The following is a 16,113-nucleotide window of genomic DNA, read 5'->3' on the forward strand; positions in this document are numbered from 1 at the left end:
CGAACAACGTGGCCTACACGCCACCTGCGATCGCTGCGCCGACGGCAGGTCGGTGACCGTTCCGCCCCAGCAAGTCACGCAACTCGGCAAGGGACATTCCACGATTGCGGCACAGGGTAGCCGTGTCGGCCCGCGCAGTGCGAGTAATGGGCAAGAACCGGGCAGTTCTGTGCCAGGTCCTTTGTAGAGAGATTAGCGTTGACCGCATGACCGAGTGGGTGTTGTCCGGCTTTGGTGACGAAATCGACCCGGATCCCGTTGTGCAGCTCGCGGTACTCGAAGCGGTGGGCGCACGCCATCTTGAGCTGCGCGGTGCGTGGGACACGGGCGTGCTCGAGCTCGATTCCAGGCAACGAAGCGACTTGCGGAAGCTGCTCGACGAGCGTGGGTTGCAGGTGTCGGCGATTGCCTCGCCGTTGGGCAAAGTGTCGCTGGATCTGCCGGTGGAGGCCGAGCTGGCACGGCTGCGGACCGCGATCGATGTCGCGCGCGCATTCTCGACCCGCTATATCCGTATGTTCTCCTTCTACCAGGAGGGGCGCGATCCCGCCGACATGCGTGACGACGTGTTGGTGCGCCTGCGCGCGATGACAGAATTGGCCGAGCGTGCGGACATCGTCCTGCTGCACGAGAACGAGAAGCACATTTACGGCGACACGCCAGCGCGGGTTCTCGATCTCATGGAGACCATTGGCTCTGATCACTTGCGGGTTGCCTGGGATAGCGCGAACTTCGTGCAAGTGGGCAGTCGCCCGTTCACCGATGCTTACGCCAACCTGCGGCCGTACCTGGAATACGTGCAGATCAAGGACGCCCTCGCAGCAGACGGTAGGGTCGTTGCGGCGGGGGAGGGGGATGGCGAGGTGGTACAGACCCTCACGGCGCTGCGTGACGACGGCTACCAAGGTTTCATGTCGCTCGAACCGCATCTGTCCGCGGCCCACGCCCCTGGCGACTTGTCCGGACCCGCCGCCTTTGGCCAGGCCGCCCGTGCTCTTCGGCGAATCACCGACAACCTGGGAGTGAACCTGTCATGACGGACTCGATTCGCGTCGCGATCGTCGGATGCGGTGTCATTGGCCGCAACCACGCACGCGCGATCGGCGAGCACCCGGCGTTCGAGGTGGTCGCGGCGGTGGATCCAGTTCCGGAGAATTCGGCGGCGTTGCTGGCGGAATTCCCGTCGCCTGTGGCGTATTCCACGTTGGCGGACGCGTTGCGGGAGTGTGCGGTGGATCTGGTGGTGATCTGCACGCCCAGCGGCACGCATCTGGACCTTGCGCGAGAAGCGGTCACCGCGGGCAAGCACGTCGTGATCGAGAAGCCGCTGGATGTGAACGTCGCCAGGGCAGCGGAGTTCGCCGGGCTCGCCAAACAAGCCGCCGATGCTGGACAGATGATCACCGTGATCAGTCAGCACCGGTTCGACCCGGCGAGTGTTGCTGTGGCACGAGCAGTGCACGGCGGCCGGTTCGGTAAGCCGACTTCGGGTGCCGCCACGGTGTCTTGGTGGCGTGAGCAGAGCTACTACGACAGCGGCGATTGGCGCGGCACGTGGCAGCTTGACGGCGGCGGCGCGTTGATGAACCAGGGCGTGCACACGGTTGACCTGCTGTGTTGGTTTCTTGGCCGTCCACTGGAAGTCCAGGCCTCGGCGCGGCTCTTGGCGCATGAACGGGTGGAGGTGGAGGACACGGTTGCCGCGACCGTGGTGTTCGAATCTGGCGCCATCGCGGTCCTGCTGGCCACGACCGCTGCTTATCCTGGGCTGACCGCGCGTATCCAGATCCATGGGTCCGAGGGATCTGCGGTTATCGACAACGATCGGCTCGAGTACTTCCACGCCAAGGGGTCCGCTGCCGGCCACGAGCCTGGGGGAGCGGGCAGCGTCACCGGCGGCGCGGTCTCGGGCAACCAGGCGGAAGCCGAGGTCGGGCTCGCGGACACCCCGGCAGGCCCGCGTACCGAGCACGACTTCGTGCTCGGTCACCGCCGCCAATACGACGATATTGCGCATGCTGTCTCCACTGGTGCCCGGCCACGCGTGACGATCGAGGACGCGTTGATGTCGCTGGCATTCGTTCGCGCGATCTATGTTTCGGCGGCCTTGGGCGAACGGATCGCGGTAGCGGACGTGCTCGACGGGAAATACTCGGACGTTCGCTTGGAGCTCAAGGGTCGCTGAGAACGGCGGGCGACACGATCGCCAGCATCGCCTTCGCGATCTCGTGCCAGCGCTCCTCCGCGTCACCGATGCGCAGGACGCGGGCGAGGTGATCGCGTAACAGGGGTATGCCGAGTTTCATCGCGGTCAGGACCGCGGCAACAGTGCGGTCCTCCTGCGAGGGCGCTGCCTTGAGATGCTGCGCGACCAGGTTGTCGAACAGCGAAGCGGCGCCGGGAGATCCCTCCACAAGAATGCGGGCGAGGTAGTCCAGCACCTGCGGTCCGACCCGGTATGCCTCGGCGAGAAAATCGCCGCTCGACGCCTGGAAGTACTCGGTCACGTAAGCGTCGCAGGCCGCACGCAAGTCGGCCTTGGTGCCGAAGTGGTGCTGCACCAAGCCGACCGAGACACCGGCTGCCTCGGCCACCATCCGCAACGAGGTGCCCGCGTACCCGTGCTGGCTGAACTGCGCCAATGCCGCGTTGCCGATCCGTGCGCGGGTGGTGAGCCCAGTGGGTGCCTCCGCGCCATCCCACCCGGCAATATGCTCGTATTGTTGGGTGGGCAATACGAGCATATTGCCGGAGTGCGATGATCTCAGGCGGGACAGGTGGTGGTCGACCAATGATGTCGCCTCCGCTGCCGATCGGTGCCCGAGCAGAACCGCGTCGCCGAGTCCGGAAACCAACGCCAGCAACAGGTCTGCTTCCTGGGTCGCGTCCAGCTGTGAGTCCAGGTCGCCGTCGGCCTGAGCAGCGGCGATCATCGCCGCCACCGCCTCGCGCAGCTGACTGTGGCCGACGCGGAATCTCTCGGCGATCTCCGGGTCTTTCAGCGCGTGCACGACGAACGCGTTCGCCACCAGCGCCTCGACCCGGCTGTGGGCTCCGAGGGGGAGCAGGGCGATCAGCGCGGCACGCAGGCCGGGCAGTCCACCGGCGAACTCCGGCCGCACCTGGTTTTCCACGTGGTCGCGCAGGGTCGCGGTGGTATAGCGCAGCATGGCTTCCCTGGTCGGGAAGTAGTGCTGCACCAGGCCCTTCGAGATGCCTGCCGCGGTCGCCACCGTGCCGATGCTCACCGCTTCAAGCCCCTGATCTGCCACGATGCCACGGACTGCGTCGGCGATCTGACGTCGGCGCTGCTCGTGATCGACCCGTTTGGGCACCTCTTCACCTCTTGACGATGTAACCGGATTGCAAAAACCGAGCCGAGCGGTTTACGATGTGATCGTATCGCAAACGGCTGGAGGACTCAATGAAGCTCGGCGGATTCACATCGCCGCAGGCGAGCGTCGAGTACGGCACGGCATACGACCGTGCATTCGCCGCACTGCCCGCTCCCACTGAACAGCGCGACATCTTCACCGCGTTCGGCGCGGCGCGGGTCTACCGCTTCGGCGAGCCCGGACCGGCCCCGTTAGTGCTGCTTCCTGGGCGGGCAGGCACGACGATCATGTGGGAGCCCAATCTCCTTGCCTTCATGCAGCATGGCCCGGTGTACGCGCTCGACCTGATCGGCGAGCCGGGGCGCAGCGAGCAGACGGCCCCCATCCGGAACGCCGAAGACCAGGCCGCGTGGCTCGAGACCGTGTTGAGCGCGCTCGACCTACGCGACGTGCACCTCGTCGGCTATTCCTTCGGCGGCTGGCTCGCGACGAACCTTGCTGTCCGCGCACCAGACCGGCTGGCTTCGCTGACATTGATCGACCCGGTGCAGACCTTCGGCCGGTTCCCGATCCCACTGCTCGTTCGTACTGCGCTCACCCTCATTCCCGGCATCCGCCGCCGAGCCCGGCAGTCGTTCATGGAGTGGGTCTCAGACGGCGCCGAAGTAGACAGCGACGACCCGGTGGCAACCGTGATCGACGAGGGCATGCGGACCTACCGGATCGCGCTACCAACCCCGGTCCGGTTCACCGACGCGCAACTGCGCAGCGTGAAAGTCCCTGTGCTCGCGCTGATCGCGGGCCGCAGCGTCATACACGACGGCGAACACGCGGCCGCCCGCGCCAGAGAACTGTTACCAGACGCCCGTGTCGAGTTGTGGCCTGCGGCAACGCACGCGATCGCGGGCGAATCAGCCGCTGAGGTCAACGCCCGCGTGCGCGAATTCCTAGCCGAGATCGAGGTGCGACGATGACTGGCCGAACACCAAGCCCGTTGATCGCGCTTCTTTTGTGGGACGCGGGATTGCCGCTGCTGGCCTATTACGGCCTGCGTCTCGCCGGGCAGAGTGAGCAAGTCGCGCTGCTGGCCGGTGCGGTGTTCGCCGCGATTCGTATCGCCTGGGTCGCGGTGCGACACCGCTCGTTCGACGGGTTCGCCGCCCTGCTTGCGGCGGTCCTGGCTATCGGCCTCGTGTTGTCCTTCATCACCGGTGACGCGCGGTTCGTGCTTGTGAAGGAGTCCTTCGGCACGGCGGCGGCCGCGTTGATCCTGCTTGCCAGTTGTATGACTGGTAAGCCGCTGGTCCTTGTGGCGGTCAGGGCGGGCTCGTCGGCAGCCAAGCGTGCGGAGATAGACCGGTTATGCAACGAGGTCCCGGAGTTCCGCCGGGCGTTCGTGCTGATGTCGGCAGTGTGGGGAGTGGGCCTGCTGCTGGAGGCTGTGCTGCGGGTGCCGCTGGTGTACGTGCTGTCCGCGGATGTGATGGCCGGTCTCAGCGTCGTGTTGCTGCTGGCCGTGATCGGCCTGCTATCCGGCTGGACCGCCTGGTACGCAGGCAGAATCCAGGCCCGGCACACCCCACAGGAGATCAGCGTACGCACGTGAAAAGCGGTGCCCAGTCGCGTCGCCTTCGAACACCGTGCAGCAGAACGGTTTCTCCGGTCAGCGATGTCAACGCGAGTGCCTTCCCTGATGGCACAGTCTGGATGATCCTGCCCTTGTTTCACGGAGCCGGGGCAACCTCGGCTTCCGGCTCAGCGATCCGTCGTCGCGCGGCTGGTTCCCCGGGGATATGAGGTTCCTGGGAGGGTGCCGCATGGCCAGAATGTCCGAGCGATTCACCTTTCAGCGAGGTGGCCACGCACAGGCCAGCAGTCTGAGAGCAGTCAGACGGACAGGATCAGGACGACTCCGTGGCCGCGTTGGGCTGCGTGCTGCAGGCGCTCCAGTTGCCGCAGCGCGAACGACCGGAGCATGAGGTAGTTGTATCCCTTGAAGGGGGCGAGGTACTGCCCGGCAATGTCTCCCGCGCCATCGACGAAATCGTCCAATTCCTGCCACGGTAATGACTTGGCCCCGTCGAGTACATCGTGGACAGTGCTGGGACGCAGGGCGTAGAGGGGGTAACTGGAGTACTCCGGTGGCGGCGCGAGCCCTGCGTCGGTGTGCAGGCATTGGCGGTCGAACGGCACGGGAATCTCGTTGCACAAAGCCAGTAATGGCAGCACCGGCTCGAACGCGTGGCGCAGCTCGGCTGTCAGCGCTGGCCGGAACGCGTCCGCGTAGAAATCCGCCACGAGATAGGTTGCTCGGGTACCGCACCACACATCCGGGTCTTCGGCGCCCGGCAGGCCGGGCAGCTCGTCGAGTTCCGGTGGATATGGCCACGTTGCGCCTGAAGCCTCCCCCGCTCGTTACGCGCCTGGCATGCGTCCCAATAGAAATCCAGTTGTTTCTCACGAAAGCCCGCTACGGCCGACGCCCAGTCGACCGTAAGGCACACGGTATCGATTCCCATCAGGATCCCATCACCTTCGAACACACCACGTGCCACAGTGACATGCCCTTGCCGGGACCAGTCCCCGAGTGGAGCTCGTCACAAAAACAAAGCCAGAATGGAGCCCGTACCTCGACCCTTGACGGCAACCACCATGAAGGGACGCATTCATGAGCCGACCGGTCGTCACGACAGCGGCAGCGGTAGTCGACACGGACCGCTACCCCTTGTCGGATCCAAGCAGTGCCGCGTGGCGCGAGGCGGTCGAGCACGCGCGGCGCGAACTGGACCGGGTGGGCTGCTGCGTGCTGCCTGACTTCATCCGGCAGGATCTTCGGGACACGCTCCGGCGGCAGTGCGCGGACGTCGCTCACCTGGCATACGACCAGGTAGAAATCGTGAACGCCTACAACATCGCGACCGACACACCGTTGCCAGAAGGACATCCTGGTCGCGTGACGATGGAGCGCGGCAACGCCTTCGTGGCCCGCGACCACATTCCTGACGACTTCGTCATCCAGCAGCTCTACACGAGCGCGGCGTTCCAGCACTTCGTGGCGGATTGTTTCCAGCTGCCTGCCGTGTACGAACTGGCTGATCCGCTGTCCGGTCTGTGCCTGAACGTCATCGCGCCCGGCCGGGCCCACCCCTGGCATTTCGACACCAACGAGTACACGGTCAGCATGCTCACCCAGGACGCGAATGGCGGCGGCGAGTTCGAGTACTGTCCGAACATCCGGTCGGCAAGCGCGGAGAACTTCGCGGATGTCGCGGGTGTGCTGGCAGGCACGCGGGACGATCTCGTGCACCGGCTGACGCTGAACCCCGGCGATCTTCAGCTGTTCAAGGGCCGGTACTCGCTGCACCGGGTCACCGAGGTGACCAGCGGTACCGCACGCCACACGGCGATCTTCGCCTACAGCGAGCGACCTGGAGTGATCGGTAGTGTCGAACGAACAAGGCAGCTTTTCGGCCGGGTGCTAACCGAGCACACGGCGGCCGAGGGCCGCGCGGTCCGCGGTGACGGACTGCTCGACTGACTCCAGAGGAGTACGGCGCGTGCCATACGACACCACCGGAAAAGTCACCCTTGATCACATCTACACGCAGCCCGATCCGCGCGCGTACTTCACCACCCTGCGCGGGCTTGACTACTGCGTACCCCAACTCGCCGAGCCGCATTTCGCCGACCTGATCAGCCACCTGCACGCGAGTCTTGGCCGGACCGTGCGGGTGCTCGACATGGGCTGCTCATACGGCATCAACGCGACGCTGCTGAACGGCGGCGCCACGATGGCCGAGCTGTACCACTGGTACGGCGATCCAGACGCACACGCCATGGACCATGATGCCCTGCTGGACCGTGACCGGAAGCGGTTCGCGGATCATCGAAAGCGCGCCCGGATCGTGGGCCTTGACTCGTCCCAACCGGCACTGGACTACGCGTACACGGCCGGAATCTTGGACGACGCGGTGTGCGCCGACCTGGAGACCAACGAGCTGACCGAACTCCAACGTGCCCAGCTGTCCGGCACAGATCTGGTCATCTCCACGGGTTGTATTGGGTACGTCGGCGCCCAGACCGTCACCCAACTGGCCACGATCGACGAGGACCGCATGCCGTGGATGGCGCACTTCGTGCTGCGCATGGTGCCGTTCGAGCCGATCGAGAAAAACCTGTCAGCGCTGGGATATGAGGTCGAGCGGGTGGACTCGCTGTTCCGGCAGCGGCGGTTCGTCTCCGATGAAGAGCAGGCTCAGGTCATGGATACGCTGCACGCGCAAGGCATCGATCCGCATGGGTTGGAGGACACGGGCTGGCTCTATGCCCAGTTGCACCTCTGCCGACCGCCGAGCAGCGTCGACTCCACCGCGGCCACGGACAACGTGGCCGGTCAGCACCTACGGCAAGGATGAGAGTGAACGACACCTTCAGCAACGAGGATCACCTTCCGCGCGTACCGCTGCCCACTCTCCAGGACAGCTGCGAGCTGTTGCTGGAGTGGTGCGCGCCGCTGCTCACCGAGGACGAACTGGCCACGACCCAGGCCGCGGTGTCCGAGTTTCTCGCGCCGGAAAGCCCAGCGCACATCCTGCACGCTGATCTGGAGCGCTACAACGAGAGCCCTGGCGTACGCAGCTGGCTTGACGACTTCTGGCGGACCCGGTACCTGGGCCGTCGCGACCGGATCGCGCTCAACGCCAACTTCTTCTTCCTGTTCAACGATTCCGATGTTGACCAGGTGGGCAGGGCGGCTGACCTGATCGCCTCGGCGCTGGCCTACAAGGCTTTGGTGGACTCCAAGCAACTGCCCCCGGTGGTGTTGCGCGGCCAGCCCCAGTCGATGGAACAGCACAAGTATCTGTTCTCAGCCACCCGGATCCCGGGCGCCGAGCAGGACACCGTGCGCGCGCCGTACAGCGACGAATGGCCAGGCCCGTCGCCTGCCCGGCACATCGTGGTGTTCCGAGGCGGGCGAATGTTCCGCATGGACGTGCTCGACGAACTGGGCCTGCCGTACGCGATCAGCGAACTCGCCGACGGCCTTGGCGCTGTCCTCACAGCCGACGAAACCCACTACAGCCCGGTCGGCCACCTCACCACCAAAGCCAGGGCGGAGTGGGCGGCAAGCAGGCAGGCCATGCTGGCAGTGGACCCGGCCAACGCCGACGCACTGGACACAGTGGAGACCGCGCTGTTCTGTGTGTCCTTTGAGGACAGTGCGCCCGCTGACACGCTGTCCGCGTGTGACGCCTTGTTGCACGGCGACAGCGCCAATCGGTGGTTCGACAAGGCGGTGACGTTCATCGTGTTCGCCGACGGACGAGCCGGGATCAACGTGGAACACTGCTTGCTCGACGGCACAACGATTCTGGCCTTCGTCGACGCTGTTGTCGGCGCACCGGCCGCCTCCGCCGCGCCAGGTAAGGGCACCCCGAAGGTCGAGCCGATCCGGTTCATCCTCGACGACGCGCTCGACGCCGATGTCAAAGCCGCAGGTCAGGCGTTCGCCGACTACGCAGCCGCCAACGCGACCACCGAACTGTCCTTTGCGGACATGGGTGCCAACCGGATCAAGCAACTGGGAATGTCGCCGGACAGTTTCGTCCAAGCCGCGTATCAATTGGCCCATCAGCGCAGCAAAGGCCTGACCGGGGCCACGTACGAGTCGATCGCCACGCGGCAGTACCAGAATGGCCGTACCGAGGCGATGCGGGTTGTGACGCCGGAGATGGTGCGTTTCGTGGCCGCTATGGACAATCCGGACGCGACCGTTCGCCGCGCTGCTCTGCGTGAGGCGGGCGCGAAGCATGTGGCCCGCGCCAAGCAGTGCCAAGCTGGTCAGGCGCCTGAGCAGCACTTGTGGGAGCTGCAGATGATCCAGCGACGGCGTGGCGGCGAATTGGGCGCCACTAAGCCGCTCGCACTGTACGAATCGCCGGGCTGGCTTATCATGCGCGACGACTACCTGAGTACGAGCTCGGCCCCGTCCAGCAATATCCAGCACTTCGGTTTCGGGTCGACCAGCAGTCGTTGTATCGGTGTTGCCTATGTATTGCTGCCCGAGCGGCTGAATGTGTACCTGAGCACGCCACTGCCAGTGGCCGAGCAGATGTACGCGTTCGGTGACGCGCTGCGTGACGCGCTTCAGGAGCTGGCCGATCTGCTTGCTTCGGCCGAAGCCTGAGCATACAAAGGAAGCATCCGCTGATCAGGGCCGCGCGAACGGTCCTGATCAGCGGATCGCGTGCTATTCAGGCATTCCACGCCATTGCCTCGACGCTGGGCAAAAGGGCGGGCCGGTCAGCCTGGGTCAGTCACTGCTGAATTCGGCGACACCGCGCTGTCGGCAACATGCCGAATGTGCGCTTTGCGAGCAGAACCGCCCGGCACATTCACGATGATGATCGGGTGCGGTTGAACAATAGGTCTATGGTCGTTAAAGACATTTTAATCTTCCCAGGTCATAGCGTTTTTTGGAATAGCTTGACGGTCAACTGGATCGGGTGTATCAATTAATTGTTGACAGCTAACGAACTGTCAGAGCGTCGCGGCTGGGGCGGCGACTTTGGTGCTTTCTTTTCGGATGGTACCCGCTCAGTCAGGAAAGCCCGACCAGCGGCACAATCAACTGGGGGTAGTCGATCATGCTTGCCAAGGATGTTCAGGTCAACGTGCTGGGGAAGCTGGAAGTCGCGCCGTTGGCGGCCGCCGATCCGCACGTGACGATCACCGCGACCAAGCCGCGGCAGGTCCTCGTGCTGTTAGCCGTCAACGCGGGCGCGGCCGTGCGGACCGACCAGTTGATCGACGAGCTGTGGCCGTCCGGCCCGCCGCAGACCGTCCGGACCATTGTGCAGACGTACATCTATCAGCTGCGCAAATTGTTCGAGGGCAACTTCTCCTCGCCGGAAGGCAGGGATCTGCTGACCACCGCCCCAGATGGCTATGTCCTGTCCGTGCCGAGGGAGAACATCGACCTCTACCGCTTCCAGCATCTCATCGAAGATGGCCGTGCAGCCTTACGTGACAAGAGGTTCAGCTGCGCCGCGGGAATGCTGCGCGAGTGTTTGGAGCTGTGGCGTGGGCCGGTGCCCGCCGACGTGACCTCCGGCCCTCGGCTGCGCGGGCTGTCGGTGTTCCTCGAAGAGCAGCGGCTGGAGGCGGTTTCGCTGCGGATCGAGGCCGACCTGGCCATCGACCGTCATCTTGAGGTTGTCGGCGAGCTCCGGTCCCTGGTGGCCACGTATCCGCTGCACGAGGTGTTCCACTTGCGACTGATGCAGGCGCTGCACGGCTCCGGGCGACGGGGTGAAGCGCTGTACGTCTACCGACAGCTGCGCAGCACCCTGAACAAGGAACTCGGGCTTGAGCCCTCGCGCGAAGTGAACAGGGTCCACCAGGAAATCCTGGTCGGCCACTAACCGGTGCGCTGCCAGTCCATCACCACCCAGTCGTGCGGGCCGTCGAGCCGCCGCCGCAGGCTGAGAACGCCCTCGGCCAACGTGACTTCCCTGACTTGCTCGGTATTCACGACTCGAGCGTGCGATCCGATGACAACGTTGTGCACGACCTCGCCCGCCCGCAGGCTCCAGCTGCCCGAATACCCGAGGTAGTCGTCAGCCGAGCCCAGGTAGGTCGCGCCATCCGTCGCAGGCTCGGTACGCATCAGGCTCGCGGCCATGTACCCGTCCGCGTGGTAGATCAGGATTCCGTCGGCCTTGTCACCCATGGGACCTTCAGCGACAGTGCCGTCGTCGTCGAGGTAGTAGTGGGCCAGCAGCCGCCACGCTCCGATGAGATCTTTGTCAAACACCATGCTGTCACAGTGACGCAGCCACCTCAAACGCCGCTCTAGCCGGACGCGAAGGTTGAGTGCCAATAGAGACCGGGTCGAGGCCGCGCACCTAACTTCGAGTGAAATAGCCTGGCAGAAGGAGAGTGCGAAGGTGCGGATCATCGATCTCTGTGTGCCCACTGTGGACGGTCCAAGCGAGGCGACCCCAGTCGAGGTCAGCGTCATCGACCACGCCTCGGCACCGGCAGCACTCGGCCTGCGCCAAGAGGACTTCCCCGAGGGAGAGTCCATTTCGAACGAGACCGTCACGCTGACCACGCACACCGGCACGCACATGGACGCCCCACTGCACTACGGCCTGCGCAGCGGCGGACGGCCCGCGGCCGCGATCGACGAGATCCCGCTGGAGTGGTGCTACGCGCCCGGAGTCCGCCTGGACCTGCGCCACATCCCACCCGGCGTCGGAATCACCGTCGCCGACGTCGAGGACGCGCTCGCCAAGATCCCATACGAGCTCAACCCCGGTGACATCCCTCTGATTTGGACAGGCGCGGACCGGTTGTGGGGCACGGAAGCCTATCGCACAGACCACCCAGGGATGACACGCGACGCCACGGCATGGCTCGTCGAACGCGGTGCCCGGGTGATCGGCATCGACGCGTGGGGTTTCGACCGGCCGTTTGCCTCGATGTTGGCGGACTATCGCGCGGATGGTGACAACTCGGTGCTGTGGCCAGCGCATCTCTACGGCCGGGAAAAGCCGTACTGCCAACTGGAAAAGCTCGCCCATCTGGAAGAGTTGCCTGCTGCGACGGGCTACCTGATCGCGTGTTTCCCGGCCAAGCTTGCTGGGCTTGGCGCGGGATGGACACGCGTGGTGGCGATCGTCGAGGAAACCTGACCGCTACCGGGCCAGCTCGTCCAGCATCGCCTTGGCGGCGCTTTCCAGGTTCTCATCGGCCTGGAAAGCGCCGCCGGTGATCCGCTGGAAGTGGAACGGGATGCTGACGGTCTCGACCACCGGCAGCATCCGTAGCGGCAGAACCACCTGCTTGAGCTGCTGCACCGCGCGGGTGCCGCCGGCAACGCCGCCATAGGACACGAATCCGACCGGCTTGCCGTGCCACTCTTGGTGCAGGTAGTCCAAAGCGTTCTTGATCGTCGCGGGATAGCCATGGTTGTACTCCGGCGTGACAATCACGAACGCGTCCGACGCCTCCACGATCGCGCTCCACCGGAACGTGTGCTCGCGCGTGTACTGCCGCAGCCTGGGATGGTTCGGCTCGTCGAGCAGCGGCAGTTGAAGCTCGGCGAGATCCACGACAGCGACATCGAATCCACCGTGGACACGAGCCTGCGAGGTGAACCACGAGGCGATCGGGAGCCCAGCGCGGCCGGGACGCGTTGCGGCGATGATGACAGTCAGCCTAGGCACCCTTCGAACCTGCCCGGACGTCGTCACGAACGCTTTCCAGTACGGCCATGAGATCCTTGTGTTCCTGCTGCGGCACACCGCAGTAAGTCAGCACCCCGGCCGCCTCCATCAACACCACGTCGAACTCGAAGTCCGAGACGGTCATGTTCGCGTGTGCCGTGCGCATGTCGGCACCCGGGTAGACCTTGGGCCCGCCGGTCTGTTCGATCATCCACGCGATCAGCGTGAACTTGAACCCTGGGCGGCCTTTTTCGTTGTGCAGCCGCATGACCGCGGGGTTGCGGTTGAGTGTGTCGTTGTCGTAGAGCCGGTCGCCGAGCACGTCGATGATGTGTGCGATGCCGAAGATGCCCCCGAGCCGCTCGAAGAGGGTTGGAACCTGTGGTGCGTCCATCATGGACTCTCTCCTTAAGTGATCCGTCGCTCACGACAGGCTTACCGTGCCGCTCTCAAAGCCCGCTAAAGAAAGCTGTCTTAGCCGCTCTTGAGTCGTGCTTTATCGCAGCACAGCAGCATCCGAGGTCAGGGACCGATCACCACGCGGAGGCAACCAATCATGATCGTGCACACTCTGCTTTACCGTTTCGGGGCGGAGATCGACGAAGGTGACATCGGTGATTTCTTCGCCGGACTGCGGACGCTCGCTGGCGAATCCGGGCTTGTCCGGGACTTCGCCTGGCAGCAACACGTGCTGCTGCCCGCGGACGAGCACTCCAAGGGAATGACGGCCACCCACATCGCCCAGTTCTCCTGCGCCGACGTCCCGACGCTGCGCAAGTTCTCCGAATCCGCGCCGGTGCACGACTTCATCTCGACCTGGCGCGGAAAGATCGACTACGAAGCCGCGTACGCGAACCACGAAGTGCTGCTTTCCAGTGCGGAGAAAGAGGATTCCATGTTCCACACCGAACACACCGTAACCGTGAACGCGAACGCCGACATCGTCTACGAGGTACTCGCCGACATCGAAGGCTACGCGAAACTGTTCCCGCCGACCGAATCGTCGACGATGCTGGAGGAATCCGAGACGCACCAGATCGCGCGGCTCGTGGTGGATGTCAGCGGGCAGATCCAGAGCTGGGTCACCCGACGCGACCTCGACCGTCCCAACAGGACAATCTCCTACCGGCAGCTGGACAACGCGGCGATGGTGAAGTACATGGGCGGCCAGTGGCGGGCCCTGCCGCTCGACGGCGACCGTACCCAACTGGTCATCACGCATGACTTCGCGGCCCGGCCGACCGAGCAGGTGCCCAGCCAGGAGGAAGCCACCCGTCTGCTGCAGGCAGCCGTGGAAAACAACAGCCATGCCGACCTCGCAGCCGTGCGTGACGAAGCCGAGAAGCGCGCGCAGGCAGTCAAGGTCCCGGCCTGATGTCGGGGGACAACGCAATCACGACGCTACGTGAGCTGTCGCTCGCGTCCGCCGCCTCAGCAGCCTTACGTGCAGTCGTCAAGGTCGGTGTCGCCGATGCGCTCGGGGACGCACCCGTCCCGGTCGAAGAGCTGGCGAAGTCGATCGATGTCGACGCCGCGATCCTGGTGCGAGTACTGCGAAACCTGTCCTGCTACGGCCTGTTCGACAGCACCGACCAGGGAATCGTCCACACGGCAACATCCCGGCTGTTGCGCGAGGATCACCCGCGGCGGCTGAAGAACTGGGTCCTGTGGGTCACCGAGCCGTGGGTGTGGCAACTGTGGCCGGATCTCGAACAGGCGCTACGCACCGGCCGTGGACATTTCGACGAGTGCTTCGGCGAGGACTTCTTCACGCACCTGCACAAAGTGTGGCCGGAGTCGACCGAGACCTTCAACCGGTCGCAAACCGAGCTCAGCGTCCTCACGTCAGCGGCGATCGCGGACGCGCTGGACCTGACCGACGTCAAGACCTTCGCCGATGTCGGCGGTGGCCGCGGCTTCACCCTGGCGTCTATTTTGGAGCGACACCCGCATGTGCACGGCACTCTGGTCGACCTGCCCGCCGCGGTCGCACAGCCCGATCCGCGCCTCGGCCCTGATGGCGCATTGGCTGCGCGGTCGCAGGTTGTCGAAGGCGACTGTCTCAAAGAGATCCCGGTGGACGCGGATGTCTACCAGTTCAAGAGCATCCTGGAATGGGACGATGAGCTGACGGTCACCGCGCTGCGCAACGCCAAGCGCGCAGGCCATTCCGGCAGCCGGGTGTTGATCATCACGAACCTGATCGACGACAGCCCGGAAATCCGGTACGCCACCGGAATCGACCTGTTGTTCTTGCTCAACACCAACGGCAAACGGCACACAAAGGCGGGCGTGAGCGCGCTCGCCGAGCGAGCGGGCCTGCGGGTCGAGGGAGTCACTCCGGCCGGGACGTTGTTGCATATCGTGGAGACCTCCATCCCATGACCGCGGTGAAGTTCCTGTCCGAGGAGTACCTGGACGGCCTAGGCGGCCTTGGCCCGGCCGACCAGGTGTCGATCCCGCACGTGCACGGCCGGTTCCAGTTCCACGCCGACGACGTGGACTACTTCCTGCGGGTCGAAGGTGGTGCGGTCGTCGAGGCGGGCCGCGGGCAAATACCGGACAGCGATCTGGAGATCCGGGCGACCTACCAGGACCTGCTGGCCTTCGAGTCCGGCGAGTTGCATGCCGCGACGGCGTTCGTGACCGGGCAGTTCGCGGTGACAGGGGACCGGGCGAAGGTACTTGACTTGATGGTCGTGCTGCAGTCCGGGAACTACCACCAGTTCATCTCCGAGCTGTGGGCCAGGACGACATGGTGACGCACACGCTGGTCCTGTCCTTCCCGGACGCGATGTCCGAAGTGGACCGTAAGCGGTTCTTCGCCGAAGGCGCCGAGGTTGTCCTCAGCTCGGGCATCGCGGAGTCCTATCAGTACTGGCCCGGTGTTCGCGTGCCAAGCGCGGTCGACGCATCGACTTTCGCGGCTTCGGCGCTGGTGCAGATCCGTTGCGCCAGCGCCGAACTGCTGCAGCGGCTGTTCGCGCATCCGCCCCTTGGTGAGTACGCCAGACGATGGCGGAGTCAGTTTCCCTTCCAGGTGGTCGCGATCAACACCGAGGACCAGCCTGGCCAATCCGACGCGAGGTGACAGTGCAAGCCGTGATACTGAAACCCTTGGAGAACCGCCCGAACTCGCCGGGCAACACGCCGTTCAAACTGCTCGCCGAGGACACCGGCGGCAAGCTGAGCCTGCTTGAATGGACGATCGGCGCGTGGAAGTCCGGGCCGTACCTGCACGCGCACGACTTCGACGAGGCGTTCTACGTGGTCGATGGCGTGCTGGAGATCCAGCTCGGGCACGAGCGCCACATTCTGGGCCCGCGGCACATGGCGTGGGCGCCGGGCGGCACCGCGCATGCCTTCGCCAACGCGGCCGCGCGGGACGTCACCGTGCTCACGATTTGCAGCCCTGGCGGGCTGGAGCATTTCTTCGCCGCACAGGGCGACGACCCTGACTCGTTCCCGGACGTTCCCGGGCTGGGACTGCAACTGCTCGGGCCGCGGATCCGCGCCACGCACGCGCCCGACTAACGAAAAGGATT

19 protein-coding genes are annotated in these 16,113 nt (G+C 64.8%); 14 read left to right on the top strand and 5 right to left on the bottom strand.

From position 1 onward, the window contains the following. Positions 1-206 precede the first annotated feature (206 nt). Both LWC34_RS10315 and LWC34_RS10320 read left to right on the top strand, forming a co-directional pair. Positions 207-1,037 carry a sugar phosphate isomerase/epimerase family protein gene (locus LWC34_RS10315; protein ID WP_233724775.1) on the top strand — a complete coding sequence of 277 codons (831 nt, stop codon included), beginning with the start codon at positions 207-209 and terminating at the stop codon, positions 1,035-1,037. Beyond that, positions 1,034-2,185, top strand: coding sequence for a Gfo/Idh/MocA family protein (locus LWC34_RS10320; RefSeq protein WP_233724776.1), 1,152 nt, complete (start codon positions 1,034-1,036; stop codon positions 2,183-2,185). Before LWC34_RS10315 ends, LWC34_RS10320 begins: the two co-directional genes overlap by 4 nt. Here LWC34_RS10320 and LWC34_RS10325 read toward each other — a convergent pair. Beyond that, the gene (locus LWC34_RS10325) at positions 2,172-3,335 is read right to left on the bottom strand and encodes a TetR/AcrR family transcriptional regulator (RefSeq protein WP_233724777.1); all 1,164 of its coding nucleotides are present in this window, start codon (positions 3,333-3,335) and stop codon (positions 2,172-2,174) included. The genes LWC34_RS10320 and LWC34_RS10325 overlap by 14 nt on opposite strands. An 89-nt stretch (positions 3,336-3,424) precedes the next feature. Here LWC34_RS10325 and LWC34_RS10330 point away from each other — a divergent pair, with 89 nt between their 5' ends. Both LWC34_RS10330 and LWC34_RS10335 read left to right on the top strand, forming a co-directional pair. Next, entirely contained in the window at positions 3,425-4,309 is an 885-nt protein-coding gene (locus LWC34_RS10330) for an alpha/beta fold hydrolase (RefSeq protein WP_372496456.1), read from the top strand. Beyond that, on the top strand, positions 4,306-4,941 hold the full coding sequence (locus tag LWC34_RS10335) for a VC0807 family protein (RefSeq protein ID WP_233724778.1): 636 nt from the start codon (positions 4,306-4,308) through the stop codon (positions 4,939-4,941). The genes LWC34_RS10330 and LWC34_RS10335 overlap by 4 nt, the downstream gene beginning before the upstream one ends. Positions 4,942-5,222: 281 nt before the next feature. Here LWC34_RS10335 and LWC34_RS10340 read toward each other — a convergent pair whose 3' ends face one another. Continuing rightward, positions 5,223-5,633 (bottom strand): hypothetical protein, encoded by a 411-nt coding sequence (locus LWC34_RS10340; protein ID WP_233724779.1) that lies wholly within the window; start codon positions 5,631-5,633, stop codon positions 5,223-5,225. Positions 5,634-6,003: 370 nt separating this feature from the next. Here LWC34_RS10340 and LWC34_RS10345 point away from each other — a divergent pair, with 370 nt between their 5' ends. The 4 genes from LWC34_RS10345 (at position 6,004) to LWC34_RS10360 (ending at position 10,759) form a co-directional block, all read left to right on the top strand. Further along, positions 6,004-6,873 (top strand): HalD/BesD family halogenase, encoded by an 870-nt coding sequence (locus tag LWC34_RS10345; protein ID WP_233724780.1) that lies wholly within the window; start codon positions 6,004-6,006, stop codon positions 6,871-6,873. Positions 6,874-6,892: 19 nt separating this feature from the next. After that, entirely contained in the window at positions 6,893-7,750 is an 858-nt protein-coding gene (locus LWC34_RS10350; RefSeq protein WP_233724781.1) for a class I SAM-dependent methyltransferase, read from the top strand. Then, positions 7,747-9,522 carry a choline/carnitine O-acyltransferase gene (locus tag LWC34_RS10355; RefSeq protein ID WP_372496457.1) on the top strand — a complete coding sequence of 592 codons (1,776 nt, stop codon included), beginning with the start codon at positions 7,747-7,749 and terminating at the stop codon, positions 9,520-9,522. The genes LWC34_RS10350 and LWC34_RS10355 overlap by 4 nt, the downstream gene beginning before the upstream one ends. Before the next feature lie 460 nt (positions 9,523-9,982). Then, complete coding sequence (locus LWC34_RS10360) at positions 9,983-10,759, top strand: AfsR/SARP family transcriptional regulator (RefSeq protein ID WP_233724783.1); 777 nt, start codon at positions 9,983-9,985, stop codon at positions 10,757-10,759. Here the strand turns inward: LWC34_RS10360 and LWC34_RS10365 are convergent. Further along, positions 10,756-11,154, bottom strand: a complete 399-nt coding sequence (locus LWC34_RS10365) for a lipocalin-like domain-containing protein (RefSeq protein ID WP_233724784.1) — start codon at positions 11,152-11,154, stop codon at positions 10,756-10,758. The genes LWC34_RS10360 and LWC34_RS10365 overlap by 4 nt on opposite strands. 130 nt (positions 11,155-11,284) lie before the next feature. Between LWC34_RS10365 and LWC34_RS10370 the strand changes: the two genes are divergently transcribed. Beyond that, complete coding sequence (locus LWC34_RS10370; RefSeq protein WP_233724785.1) at positions 11,285-12,034, top strand: cyclase family protein; 750 nt, start codon at positions 11,285-11,287, stop codon at positions 12,032-12,034. Positions 12,035-12,037: 3 nt separating this feature from the next. Here LWC34_RS10370 and LWC34_RS10375 read toward each other — a convergent pair whose 3' ends face one another. Both LWC34_RS10375 and LWC34_RS10380 read right to left on the bottom strand, forming a co-directional pair. Beyond that, positions 12,038-12,568, bottom strand: coding sequence for an NADPH-dependent FMN reductase (locus tag LWC34_RS10375; protein WP_233724786.1), 531 nt, complete (start codon positions 12,566-12,568; stop codon positions 12,038-12,040). Continuing rightward, positions 12,561-12,965, bottom strand: a complete 405-nt coding sequence (locus LWC34_RS10380) for a group I truncated hemoglobin (RefSeq protein ID WP_233724787.1) — start codon at positions 12,963-12,965, stop codon at positions 12,561-12,563. Before LWC34_RS10380 ends, LWC34_RS10375 begins: the two co-directional genes overlap by 8 nt. 159 nt (positions 12,966-13,124) lie before the next feature. Between LWC34_RS10380 and LWC34_RS10385 the strand changes: the two genes are divergently transcribed. From LWC34_RS10385 to LWC34_RS10405, 5 genes are read left to right on the top strand one after another with little or no spacing between them, the layout of a single operon-like run. Further along, a complete protein-coding gene (locus tag LWC34_RS10385) occupies positions 13,125-13,943 on the top strand; it encodes an aromatase/cyclase (protein WP_233724788.1) in 819 nt (272 codons plus the stop codon). Next, entirely contained in the window at positions 13,943-14,953 is a 1,011-nt protein-coding gene (locus tag LWC34_RS10390; RefSeq protein ID WP_233724789.1) for a methyltransferase, read from the top strand. The genes LWC34_RS10385 and LWC34_RS10390 overlap by 1 nt, the downstream gene beginning before the upstream one ends. Further along, positions 14,950-15,330, top strand: coding sequence for an SCP2 sterol-binding domain-containing protein (locus LWC34_RS10395; protein ID WP_233724790.1), 381 nt, complete (start codon positions 14,950-14,952; stop codon positions 15,328-15,330). Before LWC34_RS10390 ends, LWC34_RS10395 begins: the two co-directional genes overlap by 4 nt. Continuing rightward, on the top strand, positions 15,327-15,659 hold the full coding sequence (locus LWC34_RS10400; RefSeq protein ID WP_233724791.1) for a hypothetical protein: 333 nt from the start codon (positions 15,327-15,329) through the stop codon (positions 15,657-15,659). Before LWC34_RS10395 ends, LWC34_RS10400 begins: the two co-directional genes overlap by 4 nt. Before the next feature lie 11 nt (positions 15,660-15,670). Continuing rightward, positions 15,671-16,102 carry a cupin domain-containing protein gene (locus tag LWC34_RS10405; protein ID WP_233724792.1) on the top strand — a complete coding sequence of 144 codons (432 nt, stop codon included), beginning with the start codon at positions 15,671-15,673 and terminating at the stop codon, positions 16,100-16,102. The last annotated feature ends 11 nt before the right edge of the window (positions 16,103-16,113 follow it).

Origin of the sequence: Kibdelosporangium philippinense, assembly GCF_021390435.2 — a bacterium.
Lineage (GTDB): Bacteria > Actinomycetota > Actinomycetes > Mycobacteriales > Pseudonocardiaceae > Kibdelosporangium > Kibdelosporangium philippinense.

Coding starts and splice junctions, on each gene's coding strand:
- LWC34_RS10315 (WP_233724775.1), top strand. CDS start 207: ATGACCGAGTGGGTGTTGTCCGGCTTTGGTGACGAAATCGACCCGGAT.
- LWC34_RS10320 (WP_233724776.1), top strand. CDS start 1,034: ATGACGGACTCGATTCGCGTCGCGATCGTCGGATGCGGTGTCATTGGC.
- LWC34_RS10330 (WP_372496456.1), top strand. CDS start 3,425: ATGAAGCTCGGCGGATTCACATCGCCGCAGGCGAGCGTCGAGTACGGC.
- LWC34_RS10335 (WP_233724778.1), top strand. CDS start 4,306: ATGACTGGCCGAACACCAAGCCCGTTGATCGCGCTTCTTTTGTGGGAC.
- LWC34_RS10345 (WP_233724780.1), top strand. CDS start 6,004: ATGAGCCGACCGGTCGTCACGACAGCGGCAGCGGTAGTCGACACGGAC.
- LWC34_RS10355 (WP_372496457.1), top strand. CDS start 7,747: ATGAGAGTGAACGACACCTTCAGCAACGAGGATCACCTTCCGCGCGTA.
- LWC34_RS10360 (WP_233724783.1), top strand. CDS start 9,983: ATGCTTGCCAAGGATGTTCAGGTCAACGTGCTGGGGAAGCTGGAAGTC.
- LWC34_RS10365 (WP_233724784.1), bottom strand. CDS start 11,154: ATGGTGTTTGACAAAGATCTCATCGGAGCGTGGCGGCTGCTGGCCCAC.
- LWC34_RS10380 (WP_233724787.1), bottom strand. CDS start 12,965: ATGATGGACGCACCACAGGTTCCAACCCTCTTCGAGCGGCTCGGGGGC.
- LWC34_RS10385 (WP_233724788.1), top strand. CDS start 13,125: ATGATCGTGCACACTCTGCTTTACCGTTTCGGGGCGGAGATCGACGAA.
- LWC34_RS10390 (WP_233724789.1), top strand. CDS start 13,943: ATGTCGGGGGACAACGCAATCACGACGCTACGTGAGCTGTCGCTCGCG.
- LWC34_RS10395 (WP_233724790.1), top strand. CDS start 14,950: ATGACCGCGGTGAAGTTCCTGTCCGAGGAGTACCTGGACGGCCTAGGC.